This is a genomic window from Bradyrhizobium lablabi (assembly GCF_001440475.1).
Lineage (GTDB): Bacteria > Pseudomonadota > Alphaproteobacteria > Rhizobiales > Xanthobacteraceae > Bradyrhizobium > Bradyrhizobium lablabi.
Genome location: NZ_LLYB01000053.1, coordinates 81,722 through 104,502, shown reverse-complemented (window position 1 = coordinate 104,502; position 22,781 = coordinate 81,722). Strand labels below are relative to the sequence as shown.

24 protein-coding genes and 2 pseudogenes are annotated in these 22,781 nt (G+C 62.5%); 11 read left to right on the top strand and 15 right to left on the bottom strand.

The window, feature by feature from the left end; translation table 11 throughout:
- Positions 1 to 5: 5 nt before the first annotated feature.
- From CQ14_RS48200 to CQ14_RS09340, 7 genes and pseudogenes are all read right to left on the bottom strand, one after another.
- Positions 6 to 242, bottom strand: a pseudogene (locus tag CQ14_RS48200) (helix-turn-helix domain-containing protein); the annotation flags it as partial.
- A gap of 2 nt (positions 243 to 244) precedes the next feature.
- Entirely contained in the window at positions 245 to 559 is a 315-nt protein-coding gene (locus CQ14_RS09360; RefSeq protein WP_057857614.1) for a non-heme iron oxygenase ferredoxin subunit, read from the bottom strand.
- Positions 560 to 569: 10 nt separating this feature from the next.
- Complete coding sequence (locus CQ14_RS09355; RefSeq protein WP_156434814.1) at positions 570 to 1,331, bottom strand: SDR family oxidoreductase; 762 nt, start codon at positions 1,329 to 1,331, stop codon at positions 570 to 572.
- 13 nt (positions 1,332 to 1,344) lie between these two features.
- Positions 1,345 to 1,830 (bottom strand): aromatic-ring-hydroxylating dioxygenase subunit beta, encoded by a 486-nt coding sequence (locus CQ14_RS09350; RefSeq protein ID WP_199805488.1) that lies wholly within the window; start codon positions 1,828 to 1,830, stop codon positions 1,345 to 1,347.
- Positions 1,831 to 1,847: 17 nt separating this feature from the next.
- Positions 1,848 to 2,535 (bottom strand): annotated as a pseudogene (locus CQ14_RS48195) (RHO alpha subunit C-terminal catalytic domain-containing protein); the annotation flags it as partial.
- 54 nt (positions 2,536 to 2,589) lie between these two features.
- Positions 2,590 to 3,088, bottom strand: a 499-nt coding sequence (locus CQ14_RS48190) for an aromatic ring-hydroxylating oxygenase subunit alpha (RefSeq protein ID WP_430650160.1), incomplete at its 3' end; no start/stop codon positions are given.
- Positions 3,089 to 3,155: 67 nt separating this feature from the next.
- Complete coding sequence (locus CQ14_RS09340) at positions 3,156 to 4,367, bottom strand: NAD(P)/FAD-dependent oxidoreductase (protein ID WP_199805485.1); 1,212 nt, start codon at positions 4,365 to 4,367, stop codon at positions 3,156 to 3,158.
- Positions 4,368 to 4,541: 174 nt separating this feature from the next.
- Between CQ14_RS09340 and CQ14_RS09335 the strand changes: the two genes are divergently transcribed.
- From CQ14_RS09335 to CQ14_RS09325, 3 genes are all read left to right on the top strand, one after another.
- Complete coding sequence (locus tag CQ14_RS09335) at positions 4,542 to 5,549, top strand: amidohydrolase family protein (protein WP_057857610.1); 1,008 nt, start codon at positions 4,542 to 4,544, stop codon at positions 5,547 to 5,549.
- Between the two features lie 94 nt (positions 5,550 to 5,643).
- Positions 5,644 to 6,042, top strand: a complete 399-nt coding sequence (locus CQ14_RS09330) for a hypothetical protein (protein WP_156434812.1) — start codon at positions 5,644 to 5,646, stop codon at positions 6,040 to 6,042.
- A gap of 168 nt (positions 6,043 to 6,210) precedes the next feature.
- A complete protein-coding gene (locus tag CQ14_RS09325; protein WP_057857608.1) occupies positions 6,211 to 7,176 on the top strand; it encodes a Bug family tripartite tricarboxylate transporter substrate binding protein in 966 nt (321 codons plus the stop codon).
- Between the two features lie 42 nt (positions 7,177 to 7,218).
- On the opposite strand, the gene CQ14_RS09320 is transcribed toward CQ14_RS09325, so the two are convergent.
- Positions 7,219 to 7,743 (bottom strand): MarR family winged helix-turn-helix transcriptional regulator, encoded by a 525-nt coding sequence (locus tag CQ14_RS09320; protein WP_057857607.1) that lies wholly within the window; start codon positions 7,741 to 7,743, stop codon positions 7,219 to 7,221.
- A 211-nt stretch (positions 7,744 to 7,954) separates the two neighbouring features.
- Here CQ14_RS09320 and CQ14_RS09315 point away from each other — a divergent pair, with 211 nt between their 5' ends.
- The 3 genes from CQ14_RS09315 to CQ14_RS09305 all read left to right on the top strand — a co-directional run bounded on the left by CQ14_RS09315 (position 7,955) and on the right by CQ14_RS09305 (position 11,444).
- Positions 7,955 to 8,836: an SDR family oxidoreductase gene (locus CQ14_RS09315; RefSeq protein ID WP_057857673.1), complete on the top strand. Its 882-nt coding sequence runs from the start codon at positions 7,955 to 7,957 to the stop codon at positions 8,834 to 8,836.
- Positions 8,837 to 8,884: 48 nt separating this feature from the next.
- Complete coding sequence (locus CQ14_RS09310) at positions 8,885 to 9,685, top strand: enoyl-CoA hydratase/isomerase family protein (RefSeq protein ID WP_057857606.1); 801 nt, start codon at positions 8,885 to 8,887, stop codon at positions 9,683 to 9,685.
- A gap of 133 nt (positions 9,686 to 9,818) precedes the next feature.
- Positions 9,819 to 11,444, top strand: a complete 1,626-nt coding sequence (locus CQ14_RS09305; RefSeq protein WP_057857605.1) for an AMP-binding protein — start codon at positions 9,819 to 9,821, stop codon at positions 11,442 to 11,444.
- Between the two features lie 23 nt (positions 11,445 to 11,467).
- Here the strand turns inward: CQ14_RS09305 and CQ14_RS09300 are convergent, their stop codons facing one another.
- On the bottom strand, positions 11,468 to 12,271 hold the full coding sequence (locus CQ14_RS09300; RefSeq protein ID WP_199805484.1) for an enoyl-CoA hydratase/isomerase family protein: 804 nt from the start codon (positions 12,269 to 12,271) through the stop codon (positions 11,468 to 11,470).
- Positions 12,272 to 12,408: 137 nt separating this feature from the next.
- On the opposite strand from CQ14_RS09300, the gene CQ14_RS09295 reads away from it, so the two are divergent.
- A complete protein-coding gene (locus CQ14_RS09295; protein WP_057857603.1) occupies positions 12,409 to 13,284 on the top strand; it encodes an SDR family oxidoreductase in 876 nt (291 codons plus the stop codon).
- Positions 13,285 to 13,296: 12 nt separating this feature from the next.
- Here the strand turns inward: CQ14_RS09295 and CQ14_RS09290 are convergent, their stop codons facing one another.
- Complete coding sequence (locus CQ14_RS09290; protein WP_057857602.1) at positions 13,297 to 14,310, bottom strand: NADP-dependent oxidoreductase; 1,014 nt, start codon at positions 14,308 to 14,310, stop codon at positions 13,297 to 13,299.
- Positions 14,311 to 14,436: 126 nt separating this feature from the next.
- On the opposite strand from CQ14_RS09290, the gene CQ14_RS09285 reads away from it, so the two are divergent.
- Genes CQ14_RS09285 through CQ14_RS09275 form a run of 3 tightly spaced genes read left to right on the top strand, consistent with a single transcriptional unit; the run spans position 14,437 to position 16,944 of the window.
- Positions 14,437 to 14,889 (top strand): MaoC family dehydratase, encoded by a 453-nt coding sequence (locus CQ14_RS09285; RefSeq protein WP_057857601.1) that lies wholly within the window; start codon positions 14,437 to 14,439, stop codon positions 14,887 to 14,889.
- On the top strand, positions 14,886 to 15,767 hold the full coding sequence (locus CQ14_RS09280; protein ID WP_057857600.1) for an HpcH/HpaI aldolase/citrate lyase family protein: 882 nt from the start codon (positions 14,886 to 14,888) through the stop codon (positions 15,765 to 15,767). Before CQ14_RS09285 ends, CQ14_RS09280 begins: the two co-directional genes overlap by 4 nt.
- Positions 15,760 to 16,944: an acyl-CoA dehydrogenase family protein gene (locus tag CQ14_RS09275; RefSeq protein WP_057857599.1), complete on the top strand. Its 1,185-nt coding sequence runs from the start codon at positions 15,760 to 15,762 to the stop codon at positions 16,942 to 16,944. Before CQ14_RS09280 ends, CQ14_RS09275 begins: the two co-directional genes overlap by 8 nt.
- 15 nt (positions 16,945 to 16,959) lie before the next feature.
- On the opposite strand, the gene CQ14_RS09270 is transcribed toward CQ14_RS09275, so the two are convergent.
- The 5 genes from CQ14_RS09270 to CQ14_RS09250 all read right to left on the bottom strand — a co-directional run bounded on the left by CQ14_RS09270 (position 16,960) and on the right by CQ14_RS09250 (position 21,956).
- The gene (locus tag CQ14_RS09270; RefSeq protein ID WP_057857598.1) at positions 16,960 to 18,105 is read right to left on the bottom strand and encodes an acyl-CoA dehydrogenase family protein; all 1,146 of its coding nucleotides are present in this window, start codon (positions 18,103 to 18,105) and stop codon (positions 16,960 to 16,962) included.
- 23 nt (positions 18,106 to 18,128) lie between these two features.
- On the bottom strand, positions 18,129 to 19,058 hold the full coding sequence (kce, locus tag CQ14_RS09265) for a 3,5-dioxohexanoate:acetyl-CoA acetone transferase (protein WP_057857597.1): 930 nt from the start codon (positions 19,056 to 19,058) through the stop codon (positions 18,129 to 18,131).
- A 39-nt stretch (positions 19,059 to 19,097) separates the two neighbouring features.
- Entirely contained in the window at positions 19,098 to 19,892 is a 795-nt protein-coding gene (locus CQ14_RS09260) for an enoyl-CoA hydratase-related protein (RefSeq protein ID WP_057857596.1), read from the bottom strand.
- 18 nt (positions 19,893 to 19,910) lie between these two features.
- Entirely contained in the window at positions 19,911 to 20,669 is a 759-nt protein-coding gene (locus tag CQ14_RS09255) for an SDR family oxidoreductase (protein ID WP_057857595.1), read from the bottom strand.
- A 105-nt stretch (positions 20,670 to 20,774) separates the two neighbouring features.
- Positions 20,775 to 21,956 carry an acyl-CoA dehydrogenase family protein gene (locus tag CQ14_RS09250; protein WP_057857594.1) on the bottom strand — a complete coding sequence of 394 codons (1,182 nt, stop codon included), beginning with the start codon at positions 21,954 to 21,956 and terminating at the stop codon, positions 20,775 to 20,777.
- A 129-nt stretch (positions 21,957 to 22,085) separates the two neighbouring features.
- Here CQ14_RS09250 and CQ14_RS09245 point away from each other — a divergent pair.
- On the top strand, positions 22,086 to 22,781 hold a 696-nt coding region (locus CQ14_RS09245; protein WP_199805483.1), incomplete at its 3' end, for an enoyl-CoA hydratase-related protein.

Below are 22,781 nucleotides of genomic sequence, written 5' to 3'. Positions count from 1 at the left end.
ACCAGTGAATCCTTTGTCGGGAAATGGTGGAGTTGCGCCCCCCGTGACAAGCCTGCCTCGGCGGCGACATCGGCAGTTCGAAAACGGGCGTAGCCGCGCCGGCGTATCAGCTCCGATGCAGCCTTCAGGATTCGCGTTCGCGTCTCCTCGGTGCGTTCCGCCTGGGTTCGCCGCCGGGCGGTGCCAAGCGATCGGCGTACGGTTCTTTGCGGGGCGGGGACACGGTCGGGACGGCTCGGCATTTTCACACCTCGATCTGAACCTGCCCGTCAACGATGGTGACGGGATATGTTTTCAACGCGACCTCGCAGGGCATTCCGGTCGGTTCGCCGGTGGTGACGTCGAACGTGCCGAAATGGAAGGTGCATTCCACGATCTTCCCGCTGATGATGCCTTCCTCCGCAAGCGAAGCTTCGCCATGCGTGCACATGTCGGCGGTGGCGTAGATCGCACCTTCGACCCGATAGAGCGCGACATTGGAGCCATCGGGCAGGGGAGCCTGCTTGATTTCGCCTTCCACCACCTCATCAGCGGCACAAAGAATTACTGTTTCTGCCATCGCACGGAACCTAGAGCATGGTGCTGCCGCCGTTGACGCTGATGACCTGGCCGGTCACGAACGAGGCTTCGGCGGAAGCGAGATAAGAGACCATGGACGCGACTTCCTCCATTTCGGCCGGACGGCCCATGGGAATGACGCTGACGAATTTGGCGGCGAGCTGAGGGTTGCTCTTCGTGATCGCCATCATCTGCGGTGTATTCACCGCGCAGGGGGCGACCGTGTTCACGGTTATGCCGTCTCTGGCGAATTCGCGCGCCATGCCGGTCGTGAGACCGTGAACGCCGCCTTTGGCGGCGTTATAGGCAGCATGATCCCACAAGCCATTGCGGACGGAGTCGGCGCCGAGATTGATGATGCGGCCATATGCCTGCGCGCGCATCCTGGGGACCGCATACCAGGAGCACCACAGGACGGTCCACAGGTTGCGGTCGATCGTGGTCTTCAGCGTTTCCGGCGAATGCTCGGCAAAGGCCTTGATGATGCCGCCGCCGGCATTGTTGACGAGAATGTCGAGGCGGCCGAACCGCTCGCACGCCAGATTGATGGTCTTTTCGGCTGTATCCTGATTGGCGAGGTCGCCGGCATGGCTCGCGACTTCCGCGCTGAATTCCTTGGTGAGATGCGCTGTGGCCTGCTGCAGTCCGCTCTCGTCGATATCGGCAAGCACCAGCCTGGCGCCGTCCCTTGCCAGCCGCTCGGCGATTGCAAGACCGATGCCTTTCGCCGCACCGGTGACAATGGCAACATTATCTCTGAGTTTCTTGTCCATGTCCGCCATTTCTTCAGAGAATGATGCTGACGCGGCCCTGGGCGCGCAGGCCCTCGCTGTCCAGAAGGCAGCGCTTTTCCTTGATCCGGAACGTGCCGTTACCGGGCACCAGGCGATAGCGATTGCTGCCGAAATAGGTATCGGTCACACCATCCTTGGTACGATAGGTGATGAATGCCGAGCTGACCTCCAGTTCGTCGCCGATCTGTTTTCGGATTCGCACGTTGCTGACGAGGTGACGCGTCCTCGAATGCGGGAACTCGGCGTGCGCGGTTCGCTTCATCAGGCGCTTGACCCGCTCGCTGAGCCGGAAGCGGTCATCGGCGACATAGAACAAATTGTTGTCGGGCGAAGCATCGACCGCAAGATCGGTGGCCGGGACATAGTAAATCGCATCGTCCGTGAACAATTCCAGCCATTCCGGCAGGCGCCATTCGTCAAGTAGTTCGGCTTCGGCGAACAGGAAATCTTCGACTTCCGTGCGAGCTATGGCTTGCATGACTGTTGCTCCGTCGCTCATGCCGGCACCCTGAAAACGTGTTCATTCCAGTTCGACCAGAACGCGCGCATCTGCAACTCGTCGTCATAGGACGGGTTTTCCTTGCCCATGCCCTTTGAAATATCGTTCCACTGCGCCTCGGCGGAGTTGCGAAAGCCGCGCTGACATTGTTCGAGCGCCTCGACGTCGTCGGGCGTCGCAAAGCCGCCGGGCCCGAGAAATTCGAGGAAGTTGAACAGCCGGTACTTTCGCGCCCATTCGGTCTCCTCCCTGGGGGCGAGAGCCCAGGCGCTGATATTCATGAAATCGGGCGCGGCGGGATAATAGGTCCGCACCGTCACCGCCATGATGTCGTTGATCACCAGGTTCGGGAAGATGAACAGGTTGCGATTGAAGGTGGCGATGCGGTCGGCGCGTTCCTTCCCGAACCGCGTGAGCAGGCCGTCATAGAGGCGCGAGAGTTCGCGCTTGCCTTCCTCGCCCCAGGAAGGAATCCACTGCGCCACGGGGCGGCCCCAGGGCGCCTTGTACTCGAGCACGGCATGGCCCTTGCCGAGATCGCGGGCCGATCCCTCGAATGCGACCTGTGCCAGCGCCCCGGTCGCCGATTTCAGATAGTCCAGATAGGTCGCGTGCGTTGTCAGTGCGTGATAGCCGTCGATGCTGTTTTCGGTCAAAAGCTTCCAGTTGGCGCGCATCGAATATNTCCTGCGTGCCGCCGACGATGGTCATCCCGGACTCGGCCTGGTCGCAGATCANCGTCGAGATATTCCTTGACCGGGCCGAGATAGTCCGACAGGTCTTCGACGCCCTTGTCGAAACAGATGAAGTTGAAGTCGCGGTAACTCTCGAAGCGCGGGACCTGCTGCATGTTGGAGGTCGAGCGCTCCTTGAAATCCTCGGCGTAAGACGTCTCCCCCGGCTGGCTGCGCAGCGTTCCGTCGAGAGCGAACACCCAGCCGTGATAGAAGCACTGGAAGGATTTGGCGCTACCGTGTTTTTCCCGGCAGACTTGCGCCCCGCGATGCGGACAGGTGTTCAGCATCGCCCTGAGATTGCCTTTGCCGTCGCGTGCGAAAAGGATATTCCGGCCGCCCACCTGGCGGGTGACGAAATCGCCGGGCTTGGCGAGTTCGGAACTATGGCCGAGATAGAGCCAGCTTTTGTCGAATATCCGCGTCCGTTCGGCTTCCAGAATCTCGGGATCGACAAAGGCCTGGCGCGAAACCTTGAAGATCTTTTTGGATTCGTCGACCATGAGCGCGGTGCTCATCCGCTGGAACGCGTTCATTGCTGTCTCTCCCCAAAAGGTTCTTTGCTTGTTTTCATTTCAAGGCGGTCCGCAGATCGTAGGCTCGTGACTCCAGGTCCGCGCGGGCGGGGCGCTTGCTCGCCGCGATCACGCGCCGCAGCACGGCCATCTCCTTGGCGGCATTGACCGACAGCGCGCCGACTACATCCGAACCGCGCATCGCGATCACCGAGAACTTCCCCGAACGCGTATCGCCGCGAACGATGTGATCGCTGTCGAGCATGTCGCCGGCGACCTGGATGTTCAGGTCGTATTGATCGGTCCAGAACCAGGGCGGGTCGTTATATTCGCTTGCCTCACCAATCATGTTGGCGGCGACCGATATCGCCTGGTTCTGCGCATTGGCCCAGGTTTCGACCCGGATGGCGCGGCCATGGCAGCGGCTCCATTGCAGCGCCGCATCTCCTGCGCAGAACACGCCGGGCGCCGCGGTACGCCCGTTGGCGTCTACCGCGATTCCCGTAGCCGACGGCAGCCCTAGCCGATCGGCGACTGTCGGTACCGATTCAACCCCAATGCCGACCAGCACGAGATCGGCGGCGATCATGCGACCGTCGCAGAGGGTTACGCCGTCAGCGGTGGCACCGCTAACCGTCGTGCCGAAGATGAAGCCGACGCCATGGCTCCGGTGCTTTGCCGCGACGAGATCGCTGACGATGGAAGGAAACGCGCGCGCCAGCAGGCGCTGTTCGCTTTCGATCACGGTGACCGCGCATCCCATGATCGCCGCTGCACAGGCCGCTTCCAGACCGATCACGCCACCGCCGACGATCACCAGCCGTGACTTGTTCTGGATCGACTTGCGGAAGCGCAGCGCATCCTCGACGTTGCGGAGGTATTGAACGTCAAGCCCGCAATTCTCGAGCGCCGCGAAGCGGCGAGGGCGCGTGCCGGTCGCGATCAGCAGGCGGTCGAAAGCGAATGAGCGGCCGTCCGTGGTCGATACGGTCCGGCGATCGGCGTCGCAATCCGTTACGGCCGCGCCGGTTTCGAGCCGGACTCCCAACTTGTCCTGCCAGTCACCGGCCTGCTTGATATAGCTGACGGGTACGTCCGGCGCGTGAAGCATTTCCTTCGAGAGTTGCGGCCGCTCATAGGGCGGATGCGGTTCTTCGCCGAGCATCGTGATGGCACCCTGAAAGCCCTTCGCCCGCAGGGCTTCCGCGGCCCGGCCGCCGGCCTGGCCCGCACCTGCAATCACGATGTTTTCGATCTGCGCCGACAATTTCGGACCTCGTCCGTTTCCGCTCCCCAGGCCGCGATTGCCGCGGCCGACATTATTCTTCGATTGCAAGCATAATAAAAACAGTCCAACCTGCTTGTAAAGTGACATCGCGGCGGCGCCTGCGGAATGTTTGGCACGGCACGTTTCGGTGCATAACGAGAACGAGGAAGCGCTTTGGCCGAGGCCATCGACATCCATACCCATTTCGTTCCGCGCAGCATCCCGTTGGAAACGGGACGCAATCCGCTCTGGCCGTCGATCGAGACCAGGGGGAACGACGCTGCCGCGGTCATCGTCGGTGGCAAGGTATTTCGCGTCATCGATTCCAGAAGCTGGGATGCAGAACGCCGGACCGATGACATGGCGGCTGATGACGTCGATGTGCAGGTGGTTTCACCGATGCCGGAGTTGTTGTCGCACTGGTTTCCAGCCGGGGACGCGGACGCGCTCTGCCGTCATGTCAATGAAGGGATCGCGGAACTGTGCAACGCACACCCCCGGCATTTCGTCGGCATCGGTATGGTGCCGATGCAGGATACGGCGCTCGCGGCCAGACGGCTGGAAGAAGTGAGTTCGCTCGGCCTGCGTGGCATCGAGATCGGCACGCATATCAACGGCATTCCGATCGGCGATGCGCGGCTGCGCGAGGTCTATGCCGCGGCTGAACAGGCCGGCCTGATGGTGATGGTCCATCCGCTGCATCCGCTCGGCCTCGACCGCATGGGCGGACGGCCCGAACTCGCCGCCGTTGCCGCATTCCCGTTGGAAACCGCCTTCGCGGCGGTGTCCCTGATGACGAACGGTATTGTCGAGGCATTTCCGAAGCTGCGGTTCTTGCTCAGCCATGGCGGCGGCGCGCTGCCCTGGATATTGCCGCGCTTGCGGCATGCGAGAACGATCGGACCACCCCTGGATAGCCTGTTTTCAAGCGATCCCGGCGAGATGGCGAAGGCATTTTATTACGATACCATCCTCTATGATCGCGCGGCGCTGGACTATCTCGTTACAAAAGTCGGCGAGGCGCGGTTGGTGGTGGGGTCGGATTATCCCTTTACCATCAAGCAGGACCGTCCGGCGGAATTCGCAGAAGCGGCGCTCGGCATTGCGCGCGAAGCATTCGCCGACAATGCGCGAAGCCTGCTCGGCCTCGAAACGAGGTCGACGGCGCGCCGCGCCCGTTGAGAGGGAGGTTGTCCTGGGTACGTGCTATTCCTATCCCCAATTCTGTTCGCTGGGACCGCTGCCACCGCGCACGCCAGCCCGCCCTGACCCGCAAGTGCCGCGCGACAGCGCGCTTGGCCCATGTACGCATGGCGCGATAGGCGCTTTCTATTTCTACATGGAAGGTTCGAGCGACGACGCCGCGTTCGGCTTTTGCGATATCGAGGTGTCGGTTCAGCATGTCGCCGAAGGCAAGGTGAGATTGGAGCTCTATTGTATTGCCGACGGCTATCAGAGCGCGCGGGGTATCGGCAGGCGGCATCCGTTGAAAGTGGCGATCCTGGCAAAAGACAAGGTTCTGGCAACGGTGGACTGGCATTTCCCCGACGTGATCTGCGGTCACGCCGATCCCATGCATTTCGCAACGGATCTTGCCATGGCGGATCATCTCTTCGCCGGGATTGACCGGATTGAACTGGTCGGGACGACCGGTGAGTCGGAACCTTGCGGGTAGGGTCTGACACATCAGCATCGGCCGGTGCCGTGAGGGCATATCAATAAACCGGATGGACTGCTTGTAATAAAATGTTCTCATGGATAGTAAACCAGCGTACAAGTAAGAACAAATCGAGGACCGTCTCTCCGCCAATAGCGGCAACCTGTTGATGTCGAGGAACAAGTCATGCGCGCGTGCCGGACGATCGCGTTCAGCCTGTTCGTTATATTGCTCGGGATGGGCATGGCGGATGCTGCCTCCTTTCCATCGCGGCGGATCACTCTTGTCGTGCCGTTCCCGGCGGGCAGCGCGACCGATGCCGTGACCCGGCGTCTGGCCGAAAGTATCGGGACCGCCACAAACGTCGCCGTGGTGGTCGAGAACAAGCCGGGCGCCGATGGCAATCTGGCAGCATTGTCGGTTCTGAAGGCCGAGGCGGACGGATACACGGTGTTCGTGACCACCAACTCGACCCAAGCCGCCAACGTCAATCTCTTCAATTCAATGCCCTATGATCCCGCCCGTGATTTTGCGCCGGTTGCCGGGATCATGACCATTCCGATGATGCTGACGGTCAGGGCAGAGTTTCCCGCGCGCAACGTCGCGGAATTCGTCGCGCTGGCAAAGGCGCGCGAGAAGCCACTGTCGTTCGGCAGCGGCAACACGTCGAGTCGCGGAGCTGCCGAACTCTTCCGCTTTCGTGCTGGAATCCCGATGCAGCACGTTCCCTATCGCGGAATGCCCCAGGCCCTGACCGACGTTCTTTCCGGCGAGATCGATTGCGTGTTCGCCGATCCGGCCAGCGCGCAAGGGTTGGTGCAGGATGGGCGGTTACGTGTATTGGCGGTGACCAGCCACGAGCGGCTGGCCCCGATGCCAAATGTTCCGACAGTTACGGAAGCCGGGATATCCGGAGCTGATCTGACCGCCTGGGTCGGCGTCTATGTGCGGGCCGGCACGCCGACCGATGTCATTGCCAGGCTCAATGAGCTGACGACCGCATTCGTCTCGCGCGAGGAGACTAGGGCCTATCTGGAATCGGTCGGTGCAAAGCCGTTTCGCGCGACCCCCGACGAGTTGGGGGCATTTCAGGCGGCGGATACCAAGCGCTGGGCAGAGATCGTTGCGATTGCGAAAATCGAGAATAAATGATCCGTCGGCCACCGATGTCGGCGTATCAGAAGGTTGCGCGTCTCAGGCCGCCCGTCGTCGCTTGCGGGCCTTGGCACGCGGCGCTTCCGTCTCCTCGCTCTCCTTCTGGCTCTCCGGCAGCGTACCATCCGACATCGCGAGCAGATTGTGCTTCATGGCCAGCAGCGCATCCGATGCGCCTTCCAGCTGCTTGCGGTCGATCCCGTTGACGATCATGGCGTTGAACTTGTCGGTTTCCTTGCGGAGCTTCTCGAGGAAACCGCGGGCCTGCTTGGTGACGTAGACGCGCTTGACGCGCCGATCGACGGGATCGGCCTGCCGTATCACGAAGCCGGAAGACTCCAGGCGGTCGATCAGCGCCCCGACGGCGACCTTTCCGACGTCGAGCTCGTTGGCGAGCTGGGTCTGGGGCAGGCCGTCCTTGCGCGAAATGAACGCAAGTACCCACCATTGCGAACGGGTGATGCCGAGCGGCGCCAGAGCGCGGTCGAACATCATCCTCCTGAGCCGCGACACGTCATGGATGAGATATCCAAGCCGGAGATCCCAATCGGGCTGATCGACCATTGATGTTTCCCTTGAAGCGAGTCGGGGCAGGCCTTACTAATACCATACACCAGCGTATTTTAAAGGGCATATCGCGATTTTCGGCGCAAACTGGGCACTCTAGTTGCCAACCGTTAACCGGTTTACAAAAGAAGTACGCTAGTGTATGAATTGCTCCTGGCCGGAAATAGCGAAGCGCGATCAAAATCGCGCCGCAGGGAAGGAAGACACCATGTTCGACGCCGCCCTGCTTCAAGGCAAGCGTATCCTGGTCACGGGCGGAGGCACCGGGCTTGGCAAGGAAATGGCGGTGGGGTTCGCGGCCCACGGCGCGCATGTCTACATATGCGGGCGGCGCAAGGAGGTGCTGGATCTGGCGGTGGCCGAGATCCGCGAACGGTCGCGCGGGCAAGCGGACGCCTTGATCGCCAACGTTCGCGACCCTGATAGCGTCGAGGCGATGATGTCGGCGATATGGGCGGACGGCCCGCTCACCGGCCTCGTCAACAACGCAGGCGCCAATTTCCTGGCGCCGACCGAAAGCCTGTCGCCGCGGGGCTACGAGGCGATCCGGTCGACGGTGATGGATGGTTCCTTTTACGCGTCCGTTGCCTGCGGCAAGCGATGGATTGCCGAAGGTTTACCCGGCGTCATCATCAGCAATCTCGTCACCTGGGTCTGGACCGGATCGGCCTATGTGGTGCCGGCGGCAATGGCGAAAGCGGCGGTGCATGCCATGACCATGTCGCTGGCGGTCGAGTGGGGCCCCAAGGGCATTCGCGTCAATGCGATTGCGCCGGGGCCGTTTCCGACCGAAGGCGCGTGGGACAAGCTCAATCCGTTGGCGGAAACCGGTGTCGGCGCGACGCAGGCGGACGAGGTTCCGCTGCGCCGTTTCGGCAAGATGGACGAGTTGCGCAATCTCCTGATCTTCCTGATGTCGGACGGCTGCAGCTACATCACCGGTGACACGATCAGCATCGACGGCGGCCATCATTTGGCGGCGCCCAGCACTTTCGCTGGCCTGGCGAAACTGTCGCCGGCCGACTGGCAGCGCGCCCGCGAGGCCATTCAGGCCTCGGTGCGGAAGGAAAAGCAAACGCGGTCGATCTGACGCGCGGGCGGCGAAGCTGGCCTGCGGCACGAAGAGGGAGAGGCGCCGATGGATCTCGCGATGTCGACCAGGAGCTTTGATTGCACCATCGATGCTGGCCTCGCCCAGATCGTTCTCAATCAGGCAGACCGCGGCAATCCGATCGACGGCGAATTTTGCCGCGAATTCAGCCTGTGCGTTGCCGAACTCAGCGAGCGGGCCGATGTACGGTCGGTCCTGCTGTCGGCGCGCGGCCGTCTGTTCAGCGTTGGCGGCGACCTGACCTCGCTGGTGAAGCAGGGAGACGCGCTGCCCAGAACGATCAAGGCCTGGACGGCCGATCTTCATGCCGCGATCGCGCGAATGGTTCGGATGCGGGCGCCTGTCGTTGCTGCCGTGCACGGCAATGTTGCCGGCGGAAGCGTGTCGCTGATGGCGGCGGCGGACCTGGTCGTGATTGCGGAATCGGCGCGCATCTCGTCGGCCTTCGCAAAGATAGGGTTCAGTCCGGACAGCGGCTCCACCACCACGGTTACGCGCCGGATCGGCATGGCGCGCGCGAGACGCTTTTTTCTGCTGGCTGAAACGCTGGACGCCAGGACAGCCCTGTCGCTCGGCCTCGTCGACTTCGTCGTCCCCGATGGCGACGTGCAGCGCGAGGCGGAACGAATAGCACGGGAACTGGCGGCGGGTCCGACAGAAGCCTATAGCGCGATCAAGCGCCTGTTTTCGCAGACGCTGGACCGGTCGCTCGAGAGCCAATTGGAGGACGAGGCGCAGACGCTCGCCACCATTGCGCGGACGGCCGACGCGCGCGAAGGCGTCAAATCATTCGTCGAAAAGCGAAAGCCCGTATTCACCGGGCGGTGAAGCCAGCGCCAGGCCCCATCGGGACGCGACAATCCTGCCCAGTTGCAAGCTATCGTAATCCAGAATAAGGTACACTAGTGAACTAAATCAATCCGAACGTAGAATTCGGAAAAATCCGCCGCAGGAGGGAAAGATGACCGCAGCCGCTGCCAAGCGAGATATTTCTCCCGCCAGTTTCCGCGAGGCCGGATACTGGCTCGATAAGACCGTTGATCAGCTTCTTGCCGAGGCGGTGGCCAGGACACCCGACAAGGTATCGATCGTCGCCGATCGGGCAGATCGCGGGCAGGCCCTTCGTTTGACCTACAAGGAGCTCGAAAGGCGCGCAAACTGCGCTGCCACCTCGCTGCTGCAGCTCGGCGTCGGGCGCGGCGACATCGTCACGGTGCAATTGCCCAACTGGTGGGAGTTCGTCGTGACAGCCTTCGCCTGCAGCAAGATCGGCGCCGTGATGAATCCGGTGATGCCGATCCTGCGGGAGCGCGAGCTGGTCTACATCCTGAATTTCTGCAAGGCCAAGGTTTTCATCGTTCCGAAGGCCTATCGCGGATTCGACTACGCAGCGATGGCGCAGGGGATGCGCGGCGATCTGCCCGATCTCCAGCACGTGATCGTCGTCGATGGCGACGGACCTGACAGCTTCGAGCGGGCGCTGCTGGCGTCCGATCCCGGAAAACTTCCCTCAGGTCTGGCTCCGGATGACATGGCCGTCCTGATGTTTACCTCGGGCACCACGGGCGAGCCGAAGGGCGTCATGCACACCTCGAATTCGCTCGTTGCCTGCTGCAAGGCGCTGACGGGCAGGTTTGGCCTCGATTCCAGCGATGTCCTGCTGGTGGCCTCGCCGGTTGGCCACATGACGGGATATGCCGCAATCGTTCTGCTCTCGGTTTATCTTGGCGGCACGATGGTCCTGCAGGACGTGTGGGAGGCCAAGCACGGCGTCAGCCTGATGGCGGGCGAAGGCGTCACCTATACGGCCGCCTCGACGCCGTTCCTGAGCGACATCTGCGAGGCTGTGAAGGCGGGCGCTCCCCATCCGAAAGATCTGCGCTCGTTCCTGTGCGGCGGCGCGCCGATTCCTTCCGTGCTGATCGAGCGGGCGGCCAACGAGCTCGGTCTAAAAGTCTGTTCGCTCTGGGGCATGACCGAGATCCTGTCGGGCACGCTCACCGAACCTTCGCGGGCAGGGGAAAAGTCGGCGACTACGGATGGCCGGGCGCAGGACGGGATGGAAGTCCGGATTGTCGATCTCGACGGCAAGCCGGTGCCCGCTGGTCAATCGGGACGGTTGCTCGTTCGCGGTGCCCAGATGTTCAAGGGCTATTACAAGCGGCCGGAGCTTCAGACATTCGACGGCGAGGGATGGTTCGATTCCGGTGACCTCGCCTACATGGACGAGGATGGCTACATCCGCATCTCGGGCCGGGTGAAGGACATTCTGATCAGGGGCGGGGAAAACGTGCCGGTCGTCGAGGTCGAAAACCTGCTCTACAAGCATCCGGCCGTCGCCGCGGTCGCTCTGGTTGGTTTTCCCGATGCACGGCTCGGCGAGCGCGGCTGCGCCTTCGTCGTTCCGCGCCCCGGCAGCACGATCGATCTGGCCGCGGTGCAAACTTATTTAAGCGACTGCAAGATGGCGAAACAGTTCTGGCCGGAGCGCGTCGAGGCCGTCGCTGACCTTCCTCGCACCGCCAGCGGCAAGATCCAGAAGTTCAAGCTGAAGCAGATCGCTGCGGCATTTGCCGAAACGAAGTAGCGCGGAAGCGGCATCCGTCCTGGTCATTGATCGGAGTAGGACGGGTCCCGCCGCTCGCGAAATGCCGCGACCGCCTCCGTATGGTCATTCGTCTCCAGCAGCATCACCTGCTGCCGATCCTCCATCATGAGTGCCGCATCCAGACTGGGCGCGTCGATGAGGACGTTGAGCGCCTGCTTTGTCAGCCGCAGTCCCATCGGAGAGACGCGAAGCATTTCGGAGGCGAATTCCATTCCCTTTGCCAGCAGTTCATCGGCCGGAACGATATCGCTGACCAGCCCGATCGCTTTCGCGCGTTCGGCCTTGAGGAAGCGTCCCGTAAGCAACAGCTCCGACGTGACGGAAAGACCAACGAGCCGGGGCAGGAGGTAGCCCGAGCCCATGTCGCAGCCGCCGACGCCGATGCGGATATAGGCGGCGTTCATCCGTGCATCCGGCGCGGCGAAGCGGACGTCGCAGGCCAGCAGGAAGGAAAAGCCGGCGCCGCACGCGGCGCCATGGGCAAGGCCGATGATCGGCTGCGGGCAGGACCGCATCAAGCGGATCACGCCGGAATAGTTTTGCTGCATCCTGAGCTGACGCTGTGGCCGTCCCTTGCCGGGTGCCGCGAACGCATCCGAGCCGAGTTCGGCGCCGGCGGAAAATTCCGGTCCGTTGCCGCGCAGGATCACCACGCGCGTCGTCGGGCGATCGTGGAGACCGGAGAAATAGCCGGTTAAATCCGCGATCATTTCCGGCGAGACGGCGTTGAGCTGGTCGGGGCGGTTCAGGGTCAGGATCTCGATCGCGCCGCGGGTTTCCAGGGTAATCGTGTTCGGTTGCGTCACGGGTGCGCTCCCATCGTTCATTGTCTTTGCTGACATATAGTAATATAGTGTACCATAATCGGGCGCAATGCTGGGCTGCCTTCGGCAGCGCTGGCAGAGGCCGCAAGATAGCGACCAGACGTCAGGGAGACGAGACCATGCCATATCAGTCCGTGTTCAGGCCGGACCTGTTCAAGGGGCAGACGATCATCGTGACCGGTGGCGGCAGCGGGATCGGGCGCTGCACGGCCCACGAACTCGCCGCCCTCGGCGCGAACGTGGCGATCCTGGGCCGAACGGTGGAGAAGCTCAACGAGGTGCAGCGGGAAATCGAGGAGGATGGCGGGCAGGTGATGAGCCACGCCTGCGACATCCGCGATGACGCGATGGTCGTGGCCGCCATCGAGGCGGTGCTTGCGAAATACGGGCGTATCGACGGCCTCGTCAACAATGCCGGCGGTCAGTTTCGCTCGCCGCTGAAGGCGATCTCCACCAAGGGATTCGAGGCGGTCGTGCGCAACAACCTGACCGGCGGATTCATCTTCATGCGCGAGGTCTATAACCGCTGGATGGAAGCCAATGGCGGCGCGATCGTGAACATCATCGCCGACATCTGGCACGGCTGGCCCGAGTTCGGCCACTCGGCAGCCGCCCGTGGCGGCATGCTGACGCTGACTGAAACGGCGGCTTGCGAGTGGTCGGGATCGGGCGTGCGTGTCAACGCGGTGGCGCCCGGCGGGATTGTGTCGAGCGGCTTCGATACTTACACGCCGGAAATGCAGGCGAAGCTGCACGACTTCACCGAGCGCGTGCCGCTGCAGCGGTTCGGAACCGAAGCGGAAATATCCGCCGCCATCATCTTCCTGCTTTCGCCGGCGGGCGCCTATGTCACCGGCTCCTGCCTTCGCGTCGACGGCGGCACGCCGAATGCGCGAACCACCTGGAAGCTGGAGCCGCACAGCCGCAGCGTGCCGTTCGAAGGCTTTCATCGCGCCACATTGCCCGAGGTGATGAAGCGGAAAGCCAGCGGCTAAGGTGACCGTCGCCTAGTCGACGGCAATGATCAGCTTGCCGTGATTTTCTCCGCGGTAAAGCCGGGCAATGGCGCCAGGCGCATGTTCGAGCCCCGGCAGGATTTCCTCGTCGTGGACGATCTTGCCGTCGAGTGCGAATTGCGTCAGGTGCGTTGCCGCTTCCTCGAACTCGGCAACGTGGTCAAAGATGATGAAGCCGGACCACCGCAGGCGACGGGTGAGAACTTCCCGTTCGGGACGGGGCCCTGTGGGAACAGGCGTCCAGGAGGCGTTCGCGGCCGTGCCGCACTGGATGATCCTTCCACGCAGCCGCATGGAACGGATCGCCGCGTCGGCGATCGGCCCGCCGGTATTGTCGAAGAAGACGTCGTTGCCATCTGGGCATGCCTCGCGGATCGCGCCGGCAAGATCGGCGGTGTCGCGATAGTTGATCATGCGCCGATAGCCGTAGCGCGCTTGCGCCAGTGCAGCCTTTTCGGCTGAACTGGTCAGCCCGACGGCATGGCAACCGGCTATCCGAGCGAGTTGTCCGACAAAACTTCCGACGCTGCCGGCCGCGGTCGAGACCAGCACGTGTTCGCCGGGTTTGGGATCGCCGAGCCGGTGCAGGGCCAGATAGGCCGTGAGACCATTGATGCCGAGCAGGCCGAGATTCGCGCTCAGCGGCAATGCCGAAGGGATTACGCGGCGCAGCACGGCCTGTGCTGTGGCGACGCAGTACGTCTGCCAGCCGAACCAGCCATAGACGAACTCGCCCGCGCGAAATTCAGGTGCATTGCTCATGAGAATTTCGCCGACGGCGAGCGCGCGCATGGGAGAATCGAGCGGCACCGGCGCGCTGTAGTTTCCTTCGTCATTGGCCCATCCGCGTTGCGCGGGGTCGACGGAAAGATAGTGGTTCCTGATCAGGATCTCTCCGGCGCGCGGCGTGGCCACCGGTTCCGTCACCAGCGCAAACTGCTCGGCCTGCGGTATTCCCCGCGGCCGCGCGACGAGCCGCACCTGCCGGTTCATGTCGGCTTGCATGGCGGATCCTCCCAATTGGTACACTTGTGTACGAATTGACAATACGATAGAAAACGCCTCGAAGACAAGAAAGCGTTGCGGCGCAGGCCGTCTTATTCACCCCCGGGATCAAGCAAGAGGCAACAAATGGCGGGGCTCTTCTTCGAACAATTTTCCGTCGGACAGACGTTCTCCCATGAAATCCGGCGTACCGTGACCGACATGGACAATATCCTGTTCTCGTCGCTGACTTATAATCCGGCGGCGGTGCACATCGATCACGAATACGCCAAGGGCACCGAGTTCGGAAAACCGCTGATGAACTCGATCTTCACGCTGGGCTTGATCATCGGGCTGTCGGTTCAGGACACGACGTTGGGAACGACCGTCGGTAATTTGGGAATGGAAGACACGAAGTTTCCGCGACCCGTATTCGGCGGCGATACGCTGCGCGCCGAGACCAAGGTCGTATCATTGCGCGAAAGCAAGTCGCGTCCGACGCAGGGCATCGTGACGTTCGAGCATCGCGGATTCAATCAGCGCGATGAGGAAGTGGTCTACTGCCGCCGGAACGCTCTGATGATGAGGCAACCAAAATGAGACTGCGCTCGCTTCTGTTCGTGCCGGCCGACAGCGAACGGAAATACGCCAAGGCCACCGGCGTCGGCGCCGACGCGCTGATCCTTGACCTGGAGGACTCGGTTGCGCCGGGCCGAAAGGCCTTTGCCCGGGATGCCGTCAAGGCGCTTCTGGGGGAAGCGAAGAGGGACTGGTCGTTCTTGGTTCGGATCAATCCGTTCGGCACCGGCCTTACGCTGGAAGATCTGGCGGCGGTGGTGCGTCCGGGCCTCGACGGCATTCTCATTCCCAAGGTCAACGGCATCGAGGATGTCGATCTCATCTCGCATTATGTCGATGTGCTGGAGGTGGCCACGGGCATGACGCCCGGCCACGTCAAGCTATTGGTCGTCGCCACCGAAACGCCTGCCGCCATGATCGGTTTCAACGGCTATGCGCGCAAGAACAAGCGCCTGGTGGCGATGACCTGGGGCGCGGAAGATCTGGGCGCGGCGCTGGGCGCGCTCACCAACAAGGAGGCGGACGGATGCTGGACGTTTCCTTACCGGGTGGCGCGGGCACAATGTTTGTTCGCGGCCGGCGCCGCGGACGCGGCGGCGCTCGAAACGCTGTATGCGGACTTTAGGGATCAGAACGGACTAGCGGAGAGCTGCAGGATCGCGCGCCGCGACGGATTTGTCGGCCGGATCGCGATCCATCCCGATCAAGTTGCCACCATCAATACCTGCTTCACGCCGTCGGAATCCGATCTCGAACACGCGCGCCGTGTCGTCGCCGCTTTCGCCGCCAATCCCGAGATCGGAACGGTCGGGATCGACGGCAAGATGTACGACATGCCGCATCTGACCGCCGCGCGTCGAACGCTGGCTTCCGTCGGGGAGGGAGGTTTCAATGGATAAATCATTCTCCAATCAGGCCGACGTGCCGGAAGACCATGCCGCCATTCGCGACGGCGTTCGTGCCGTCGTCACCCGCTTCGATGACGAATACTGGCTGGCGCGCGACGAGGACGGCGAGTTTCCCCGCGAATTCCACCGCGCCATGGCCGATGCCGGCTGGCTCGGCATCACCATGCCGGAGGAGTATGGCGGTTCCGGCCTTGGCGTGACCGAAGCCGCCATCATGATGCATGAGGTGGCAAGCCACGGCGGCGGCATGACGTCGTCGTCCGCCGTGCACATCAATCTGTTTGGCCCGCATCCGATCGTCGTGAAGGGAACGGATGAGCAGAAGCGGCGCTGGGTTCCGCGGCTCGTTTCAGGCGAAGACCAGTGCTGCTTCGGCTTCACCGAACCGGATGCGGGGCTGAACACCACGCGCATCAAGACCTTTGCCGAAAAAGTGCCCGGCGGCTACCGCGTCCATGGACAGAAGGTCTGGACCTCGACCGCCCAGGTTGCCAACAAGATCATGCTGCTGACGCGGACCACCAAGTTCGAAGACTGCAAGCGGCCGACCGACGGCATCACCATCTTCTACACTGATCTCGATCGCTCGAAGATCGAGGTCCGCCGTATTCCGAAGATGGGTCGCAAGGCGGTCGACTCCAACGCCATTTTCATCGATGGACTGTTCATTCCGGAAGCGGACCGGATCGGCGAGGAGGGAAAGGGGTTCTCCTACATCCTTCACAGCCTTAATCCAGAACGGATACTGATCGCGGTCGAGGCGATCGGAATCGGGCAGGACGCGCTGCGCCGCGCGACGCGCTACGCCCGGGAACGCATCGTGTTCGACCGTCCGATCGGTCAGAACCAGGGCATTCAACATCCGCTGGCCGAGCGCTGGATGTATCTGGAGGCAGCCTGGCAGATGGCGACGCGCGCCGCCTGGCTCTACGACAACGGTAAGCCCTGCGGCGCCGAGGCCAACAGCGCGAAGTTTCTGGGCGCTCGCGCCGGTCACGATGCGGCCTGGCAGGCCATCATGACCCATGGCGGCTTCGGCTACGCCAAGGAGTATCATGTCGAGCGGTTGTTCCGTGAGGTCGCGATTACCCGGCTCGCGCCGATCACGGAGCAACTGATTCTGAGTTTCATCGCCGAGAAGGTGCTCGACTTGCCGAAGAGCTATTGATCGGCGACGCCTCCGTCAGAGGTTGCGCGAAATCAGCTCGCGCATGATCTCCGAGGTCCCGCCATAGATGCGTAGCACCCGCGCATCCGCAAACAGGCGGCAGATCTCGTATTCGCGCATAAAGCCGTAACCGCCGAAGAACTGCAGGCACTGATCGACCAGGCGGCCGTGCATCTCGGTGGTCCAGAGTTTTGCGGTCGAAGCCGCATAGGTCGTGAGCTCGCCGCGGACATGGTCGCGCAGGCACTGGTCGACATAGGCCCATCCGACCGCAAGATCGGCTTTCAGATCGGCCAGCCTGAACCGTGTATTCTGAAACGTTCCGATCGGCTGTCCGAACGCCTTGCGCTCTCCGACATAATCCTTGGTGATGTCAAACGCCTTCTGCGCGGCGGCGATCGAGTGCAGCGCGATCGTCAACCGCTCCTGCGGCAACTCGCTCATCAGCGCGGCCATGGCGCCGCCTTCCGAGCCGAGCAGGTTTTCGATGGGAACGCGGATCTGGTCGAAGAACAGTTCCGAGGTATCGGAGGAGAGATGACCGAGCTTGTCGAGGTTGCGGCCGTGCCGGAAGCCGGCGCGTTCGGTCTCGACCAGCACGAGGCTCATGCCGCGCGATCCGCCGTCCGGGTTGGTTCTGACAACCACGATGACGAGATCGCACATCTGGCCGTTCGAGATGAAGGTTTTCTGGCCGGAAATGACGTATTCATCGCCTTCCCGGACCGCGCGCGTGCGAATGCCCTGCAGGTCGCTGCCGGTGCCGGGCTCGGTCATCGCGATGGCGCAGACGGTTTCGCCGGCGACCATGCGCGGCAGCCATTTCTTCTTCTGCTCCTCGGTGCCGTAATGCAGCAGATAGCCGCAGCAGACATCGCTGTGCACTGAGAAGTCGGTCGCTGGTCCTGCAAAGCCGGAATAAGCGAGTTCTTCGATGACGACGGCGTTGTGACGGAAATCACCGCCGATCCCGCCATATTGCTCCGGCACCTGCGGACAGAGCAGGCCGGCCTCGCCGGCGGCCGGCCACAGGGCGCGGTCGATGATCCCGGCTTTTTCCCATTCCTGAAAGTGCGGCTGTATCCTGGTTGCGGCAAAGCGGCGGACGCTTTCGCGCAACAGGGCGTGCTCTTCGTCGAATACCGGGCGATTTTGCAGCATGTCCGTCGTGCCGTAGGTTGGAGCTAGAAGGCGACCTTGTCGCCGCCCTTGAGCTGGAGAATTTCCCTTGCCTCGTCCGGAGTGGCGATCTCCAGTCCAAGGCCTTCGATGATCTTGCGGACTTGCGTCACCTGTTCGGCATTGGTCTGGGCGAGGCGGCCGGCGCCGATCCATAGACTGTCTTCAAGCCCGACCCGGACGTTCCCGCCCATCGAGGCCGCCATCGCAGCGACTTGCATCTGGGCGCGGCCGGCGCCGAGAACCGACCAGCGATAGTTGTCGCCGAACAGGCGGTCGGCCGTCCGCTTCATGTGCATGACGTCATCCGGATGCGAGCCGATGCCGCCGAGGAGCCCGAAGCAGGTCTGGATGAACAGCGGCGCCTTGACGAGGCCTTCGGTCCAGAAATAGTGCAGGTTATAGAGGTGGCTGGTGTCGTAGCATTCGAGCTCGTAGCGCGCGGCCGAGCCGTTCAGCGTCTCCAGCGCATAGCGGATATCCCTAAACGAGTTTCGGAACACGAGATCGTGGGAGCCCTCCAGCATCTGCGGCTCCCAGTCGTGCTTGAACGACTTGTAGCGCTTCAGCATCGGGAACAGGCCGAAATTCATCGAGCCCATGTTGAGGCTCGCGACTTCCGGCTTCCAGGTGGCGGCTGGCCGCACGCGCTCCTCGACGGTCATGTAGGGCGATCCGCCGGTCGTCAGGTTCACGACGACGTTCGAACTCTGCTTGATGACGCGCAGGAACGGTTCGAACGCCTCCGGCGATTGATCCGGTCGCCCATCGACCGGATTGCGCGCATGGAGATGAACGATCGCGGCCCCGGCCGCCGCCGCGCCGAGCGCGGACTCCGCGATCTCGGCAGGCGTCACCGGCAGGTGCGGCGACATCGAGGGCGTGTGGATCGATCCGGTAACCGCGCAGGAAATGATGACCTTGTGCGATGCCATGATCCCTCTCTCAACTTGCGATTCCGACGTCAGCGACCGTCAGGACACGAACTTGTGGAAGTCCGGTTCGCGCTTCTCGTTGAACGCCGAGACGCCTTCCTTTGATTCAGCAGTGTCATAGAACATTTTCACCGCGTGAAGGGCGAAGTTGCTGATGCCGCGGATATTGTCCGAATCGGCGTTGAAGGACCGTTTCGCCAGCGCGATGGCGGTCGGCGACCGCTGTGCCAGCTTGTCGGTCCAGTCCTTGACGGCGGCGTCAAGCTGCGCCGCGGGGACCACCTTGTTGACGAGGCCCATTTCGCGGGCCTGCTCGGCGGTGTAGCGATCATTGATGAACCAGATCTCGCGGGCTTTCTTGTCGCCGACGTGGCGGGCAAGAAAGGCCGTACCCCAGCCGGCGTCGACCGATCCGACTTTCGGACCGACCTGTCCGAACTGGGCGGTGTCGGCCGCAATGGTGAGGTCGCAGAGCGTGGCGAGCACATTGCCGCCGCCGATCGCGAAACCATTGACGCGGGCGATCACCGGCTTCGGCACATCGCGGATCAGGCCCTGCAGTTCATCGATCGGCAGTCCCACCACACCGCGGCCGTCATACTGGCCCTCATGCGCCGATTGATCGCCGCCGGTGCAGAACGCCTTTTCGCCGGCGCCGGTCAGGACGATGCTTGCGACCTGCCGATCGTTGGCGGCGAGATGGAAAGCCTGGATCAGTTCTTCCAGCGTCTGTCCGCGGAACGCGTTGTAGACTTTTGGGCGGTTGATGATGATCCACGCCGCGTGGTCGCGAACTTCGTAGATGACGTCGGTAAACTGCTTTGGATCGGTCATGGCATTTCCTCGCGCGGGTTAGATCATGTTCATTCCGCCGGACACGGAAATGGTCTGTCCGGTGATGTATTTTCCATCGTCAGAGGCGAGCATGGCAACGATCCCGCCATAGTCTTCCGGCTCGCCCATCCGCCGCAGCGGGATTCCCCTGACCATCGCGTCCTTCCATTTGACGGCTTGCTCGCCTTCGCCAAGGACGGTGGCCATCATCGGCGTGTTGGTCGGGCCCGGGCAGATGGCGTTGAGCAAAACGTTCTTGCGTGCCAGCTCGCGGGCCAGCGATTTGGTGAAGGAGATCAGCCCGCCCTTGCAGGCGGAGTAGACGGCTTCGTCGCTGGTTCCGACCCGCGCCGCATCGGAGGCGATGTTGACGATCCTTCCGCCGCCGCGTTCGGCCATCAGGGGCGCAACCGCCTTGTGGGTGTTGAGCGGCCCATAGAGGTTGATGCGGATGATCTTGTCCCAGAGGTCCTTGTCGGTCTTCAGGAACGGCATCGGCCGGTCCCAGCCGGCATTGTTGACCAAGAGCCAGATCGGGCCGAGCTCGGCTTCCACCTTGGCCACGGCCTCGCCGACGGAGGCGGCATCTCCGACATCCACCGCGTAGGTCTTGATGACCGCCTGCGGCGCGAGCTTGGCGGTTTCTTCGCCGGCTTGCGGGTTGATGTCGAACACCGCGACCTTGCAGCCTTCCTCGGCGAGGCGCAGCGTCAGCCCACGGCCAATTCCCTGTCCGCCGCCGGTGACGACGGCTACTTTTCCAGCTAGGCCCTTCAACGCAAACCTCCCTTGTCGTTTGTCATTGTTGTTGGCGCGCGCGGCCCGATCAAGCCGGAATATGATGCTGCCGGCATTGCAGCGCTCACACGCGCGGCGTTCAGCTCACGAGACCGCGCCGTTCTTCTGCAGCGCAAATCCGTGCTGCGAATACATCTGCCGCGCGATGATCGTCTTCATGATCTCGATCGAACCTCCGGCGATTTTTACGATCCTTGCGTCCGCATAGGCTCGTGCAATCGGATATTCCCACATATATCCCCAGCCGCCGAACAGCTGCAGGCATTCATCCACGGTCTCGCAGTGGAGCTCGGAGGTGAACATCTTTGCCATCGCGGCGTCCACGGGATCGAGCTTGCCCTCCATGAACAGCGAGATGCATTTGTCGGTGAAGACGCGTGCCACGGCCGCCTTGGTCCTGAGATCGGCCAGCTTGAACTGGGTGTTCTGGAAATCGGCAATCTTCTGACCGAACGCGCTACGCTCGGCGGTATATCGCAACGTCCAGTCGATCACCGTCTCGGTGACGGTTGCCGAGCGGATCGCCTGGGCGAGGCGCTCCTGCGACAGCTTGGTCATCATCTGGGCAAATCCCTTGCCCTCCTTGCCCAGCAGGTTGCTTCCGGGAATGCGGACATTGTCGAAGAACAGTTCCGACGTATCCTGCGCCTTCATGCCGAGCTTCTCCAGATTCCGGCCACGCTTGAAGCCGGGCCGGTCGCTCTCGACGATGAACAGGGTAACTCCCTTTGCCCCGGCATGGCTGTCGGTCTTGGTCGCCAGCACGACGAAGTCGCAAAGCTGGCCGTTGGAAATGAAGACCTTCTGGCCGTTGATGACAAAATCGTCGCCGTCGCGGGTAGCGCGGGTCCGGATCGCCTTGAGGTCGCTACCAGCATGAGGCTCGGTCATGCCGAGCGATCCGATCGCTTCGCCCGAGACCATTTTGGGCAGCCACTTGCGCTTTTGTGCCTCGGTGCCGAAGGACAGGAGATACGTCGCGACCAGATCGGTATGGATCAGAAAGCCGGGCCCGCTGGCGCCGGACCGCCACAACTCCTCGAAGACGACGACGTCAAAGAGGTAATCCAGTCCCGTCCCGCCATATTCCTCGGGCACCGTGCAGCAGAGCAGGCCGGCCGCCCCGGCCTTCAACCACAGCTCGCGCGGAACGATGCCATCCTCTTCCCATTTGGCGTGGAAGGGGACGATCTCGCGATCGACAAAGCGCCGGACCGTTTCCCGGAAAATTTCATGCTCTTCGCGAAAGATCGTGCGCTCGATCATTGTCAAAACGCGTCCTGTCTGATTTAGTTTGCTAGTGTACCATCTCTGAGATGGATATACAATGCAAGACTGGCGCTACGCAAGTACGATAGTACACCAACGAACGGTAACTCAAGCGACGAGGAAGCGATGCCTGGAACGCCGGAGCTGAAGCAATTTCGGGCCGAACAGTCACCGAGCGGGGTCCTCCACCTGGTCTTCGACATGCCCGGCCGCTCGATGAACGTGTTCTCGAACGCGGCGATCGAGGAACTCGGCCGGTTTGCCGACTGGCTGCCGCAAAGCGACGTGGCGGGCGTCGTCATCCGCTCCGGCAAGTCCTCGGCGTTCTGTGCCGGCGCCGATCTGGCCGAGCTGGAGACCGCCTACGATATGGTCATGGCAGCGCCCGCCGCCGAACGCGACCGTGTTGCGTTCGATCACTTCTTCCGGCTGAGCCAAGGGTTGCGCAAGCTCGAAACCGCGGGCAAGCCCGTTGCGGTTGCGATCGCGGGACTGGCGCTGGGCGGCGGCGCCGAATTCGCGCTTGCGGCGCATTACCGGGTCATCACCGATCAGCCGCAGAGCACGTTTGGCCTGCCCGAGTCGCTGGTGGGATTGTTGCCGGGAGGGGGAGGAACCCAGCGTCTTCCGCGCCTGATCGGTGTCGAGGCGGCGCTGCCGGTTCTGCTCGACGGCGCCAGGGTCGGCGGGGCGGCGGCGATCGCGGCCGGTCTCGCGGACGCTTTGGTGGCGCCGGGCGAGGAGGTGGCGGCTGCGGAACGCTGGGTATTGTCGCGCCCACCGGCCGCGCAGCCATGGGACCGGCCCGACTGGCGTGCAAAG

What these genes read in the sequence shown, in the direction of transcription:
- CQ14_RS09360 (WP_057857614.1), bottom strand. Translation starts at nt 559, where the DNA reads ATGGCAGAAACAGTAATTCTTTGTGCCGCTGATGAGGTGGTGGAAGGC.
- CQ14_RS09355 (WP_156434814.1), bottom strand. Translation starts at nt 1,331, where the DNA reads ATGGACAAGAAACTCAGAGATAATGTTGCCATTGTCACCGGTGCGGCG.
- CQ14_RS09350 (WP_199805488.1), bottom strand. Translation starts at nt 1,830, where the DNA reads ATGCAAGCCATAGCTCGCACGGAAGTCGAAGATTTCCTGTTCGCCGAA.
- CQ14_RS09325 (WP_057857608.1), top strand. Translation starts at nt 6,211, where the DNA reads ATGCGCGCGTGCCGGACGATCGCGTTCAGCCTGTTCGTTATATTGCTC.
- CQ14_RS09320 (WP_057857607.1), bottom strand. Translation starts at nt 7,743, where the DNA reads ATGGTCGATCAGCCCGATTGGGATCTCCGGCTTGGATATCTCATCCAT.
- CQ14_RS09315 (WP_057857673.1), top strand. Translation starts at nt 7,955, where the DNA reads ATGTTCGACGCCGCCCTGCTTCAAGGCAAGCGTATCCTGGTCACGGGC.
- CQ14_RS09310 (WP_057857606.1), top strand. Translation starts at nt 8,885, where the DNA reads ATGGATCTCGCGATGTCGACCAGGAGCTTTGATTGCACCATCGATGCT.
- CQ14_RS09305 (WP_057857605.1), top strand. Translation starts at nt 9,819, where the DNA reads ATGACCGCAGCCGCTGCCAAGCGAGATATTTCTCCCGCCAGTTTCCGC.
- CQ14_RS09295 (WP_057857603.1), top strand. Translation starts at nt 12,409, where the DNA reads ATGCCATATCAGTCCGTGTTCAGGCCGGACCTGTTCAAGGGGCAGACG.
- CQ14_RS09290 (WP_057857602.1), bottom strand. Translation starts at nt 14,310, where the DNA reads ATGCAAGCCGACATGAACCGGCAGGTGCGGCTCGTCGCGCGGCCGCGG.
- CQ14_RS09285 (WP_057857601.1), top strand. Translation starts at nt 14,437, where the DNA reads ATGGCGGGGCTCTTCTTCGAACAATTTTCCGTCGGACAGACGTTCTCC.
- CQ14_RS09280 (WP_057857600.1), top strand. Translation starts at nt 14,886, where the DNA reads ATGAGACTGCGCTCGCTTCTGTTCGTGCCGGCCGACAGCGAACGGAAA.
- CQ14_RS09275 (WP_057857599.1), top strand. Translation starts at nt 15,760, where the DNA reads ATGGATAAATCATTCTCCAATCAGGCCGACGTGCCGGAAGACCATGCC.
- CQ14_RS09270 (WP_057857598.1), bottom strand. Translation starts at nt 18,105, where the DNA reads ATGCTGCAAAATCGCCCGGTATTCGACGAAGAGCACGCCCTGTTGCGC.
- kce (WP_057857597.1), bottom strand. Translation starts at nt 19,058, where the DNA reads ATGGCATCGCACAAGGTCATCATTTCCTGCGCGGTTACCGGATCGATC.
- CQ14_RS09260 (WP_057857596.1), bottom strand. Translation starts at nt 19,892, where the DNA reads ATGACCGATCCAAAGCAGTTTACCGACGTCATCTACGAAGTTCGCGAC.
- CQ14_RS09250 (WP_057857594.1), bottom strand. Translation starts at nt 21,956, where the DNA reads ATGATCGAGCGCACGATCTTTCGCGAAGAGCATGAAATTTTCCGGGAA.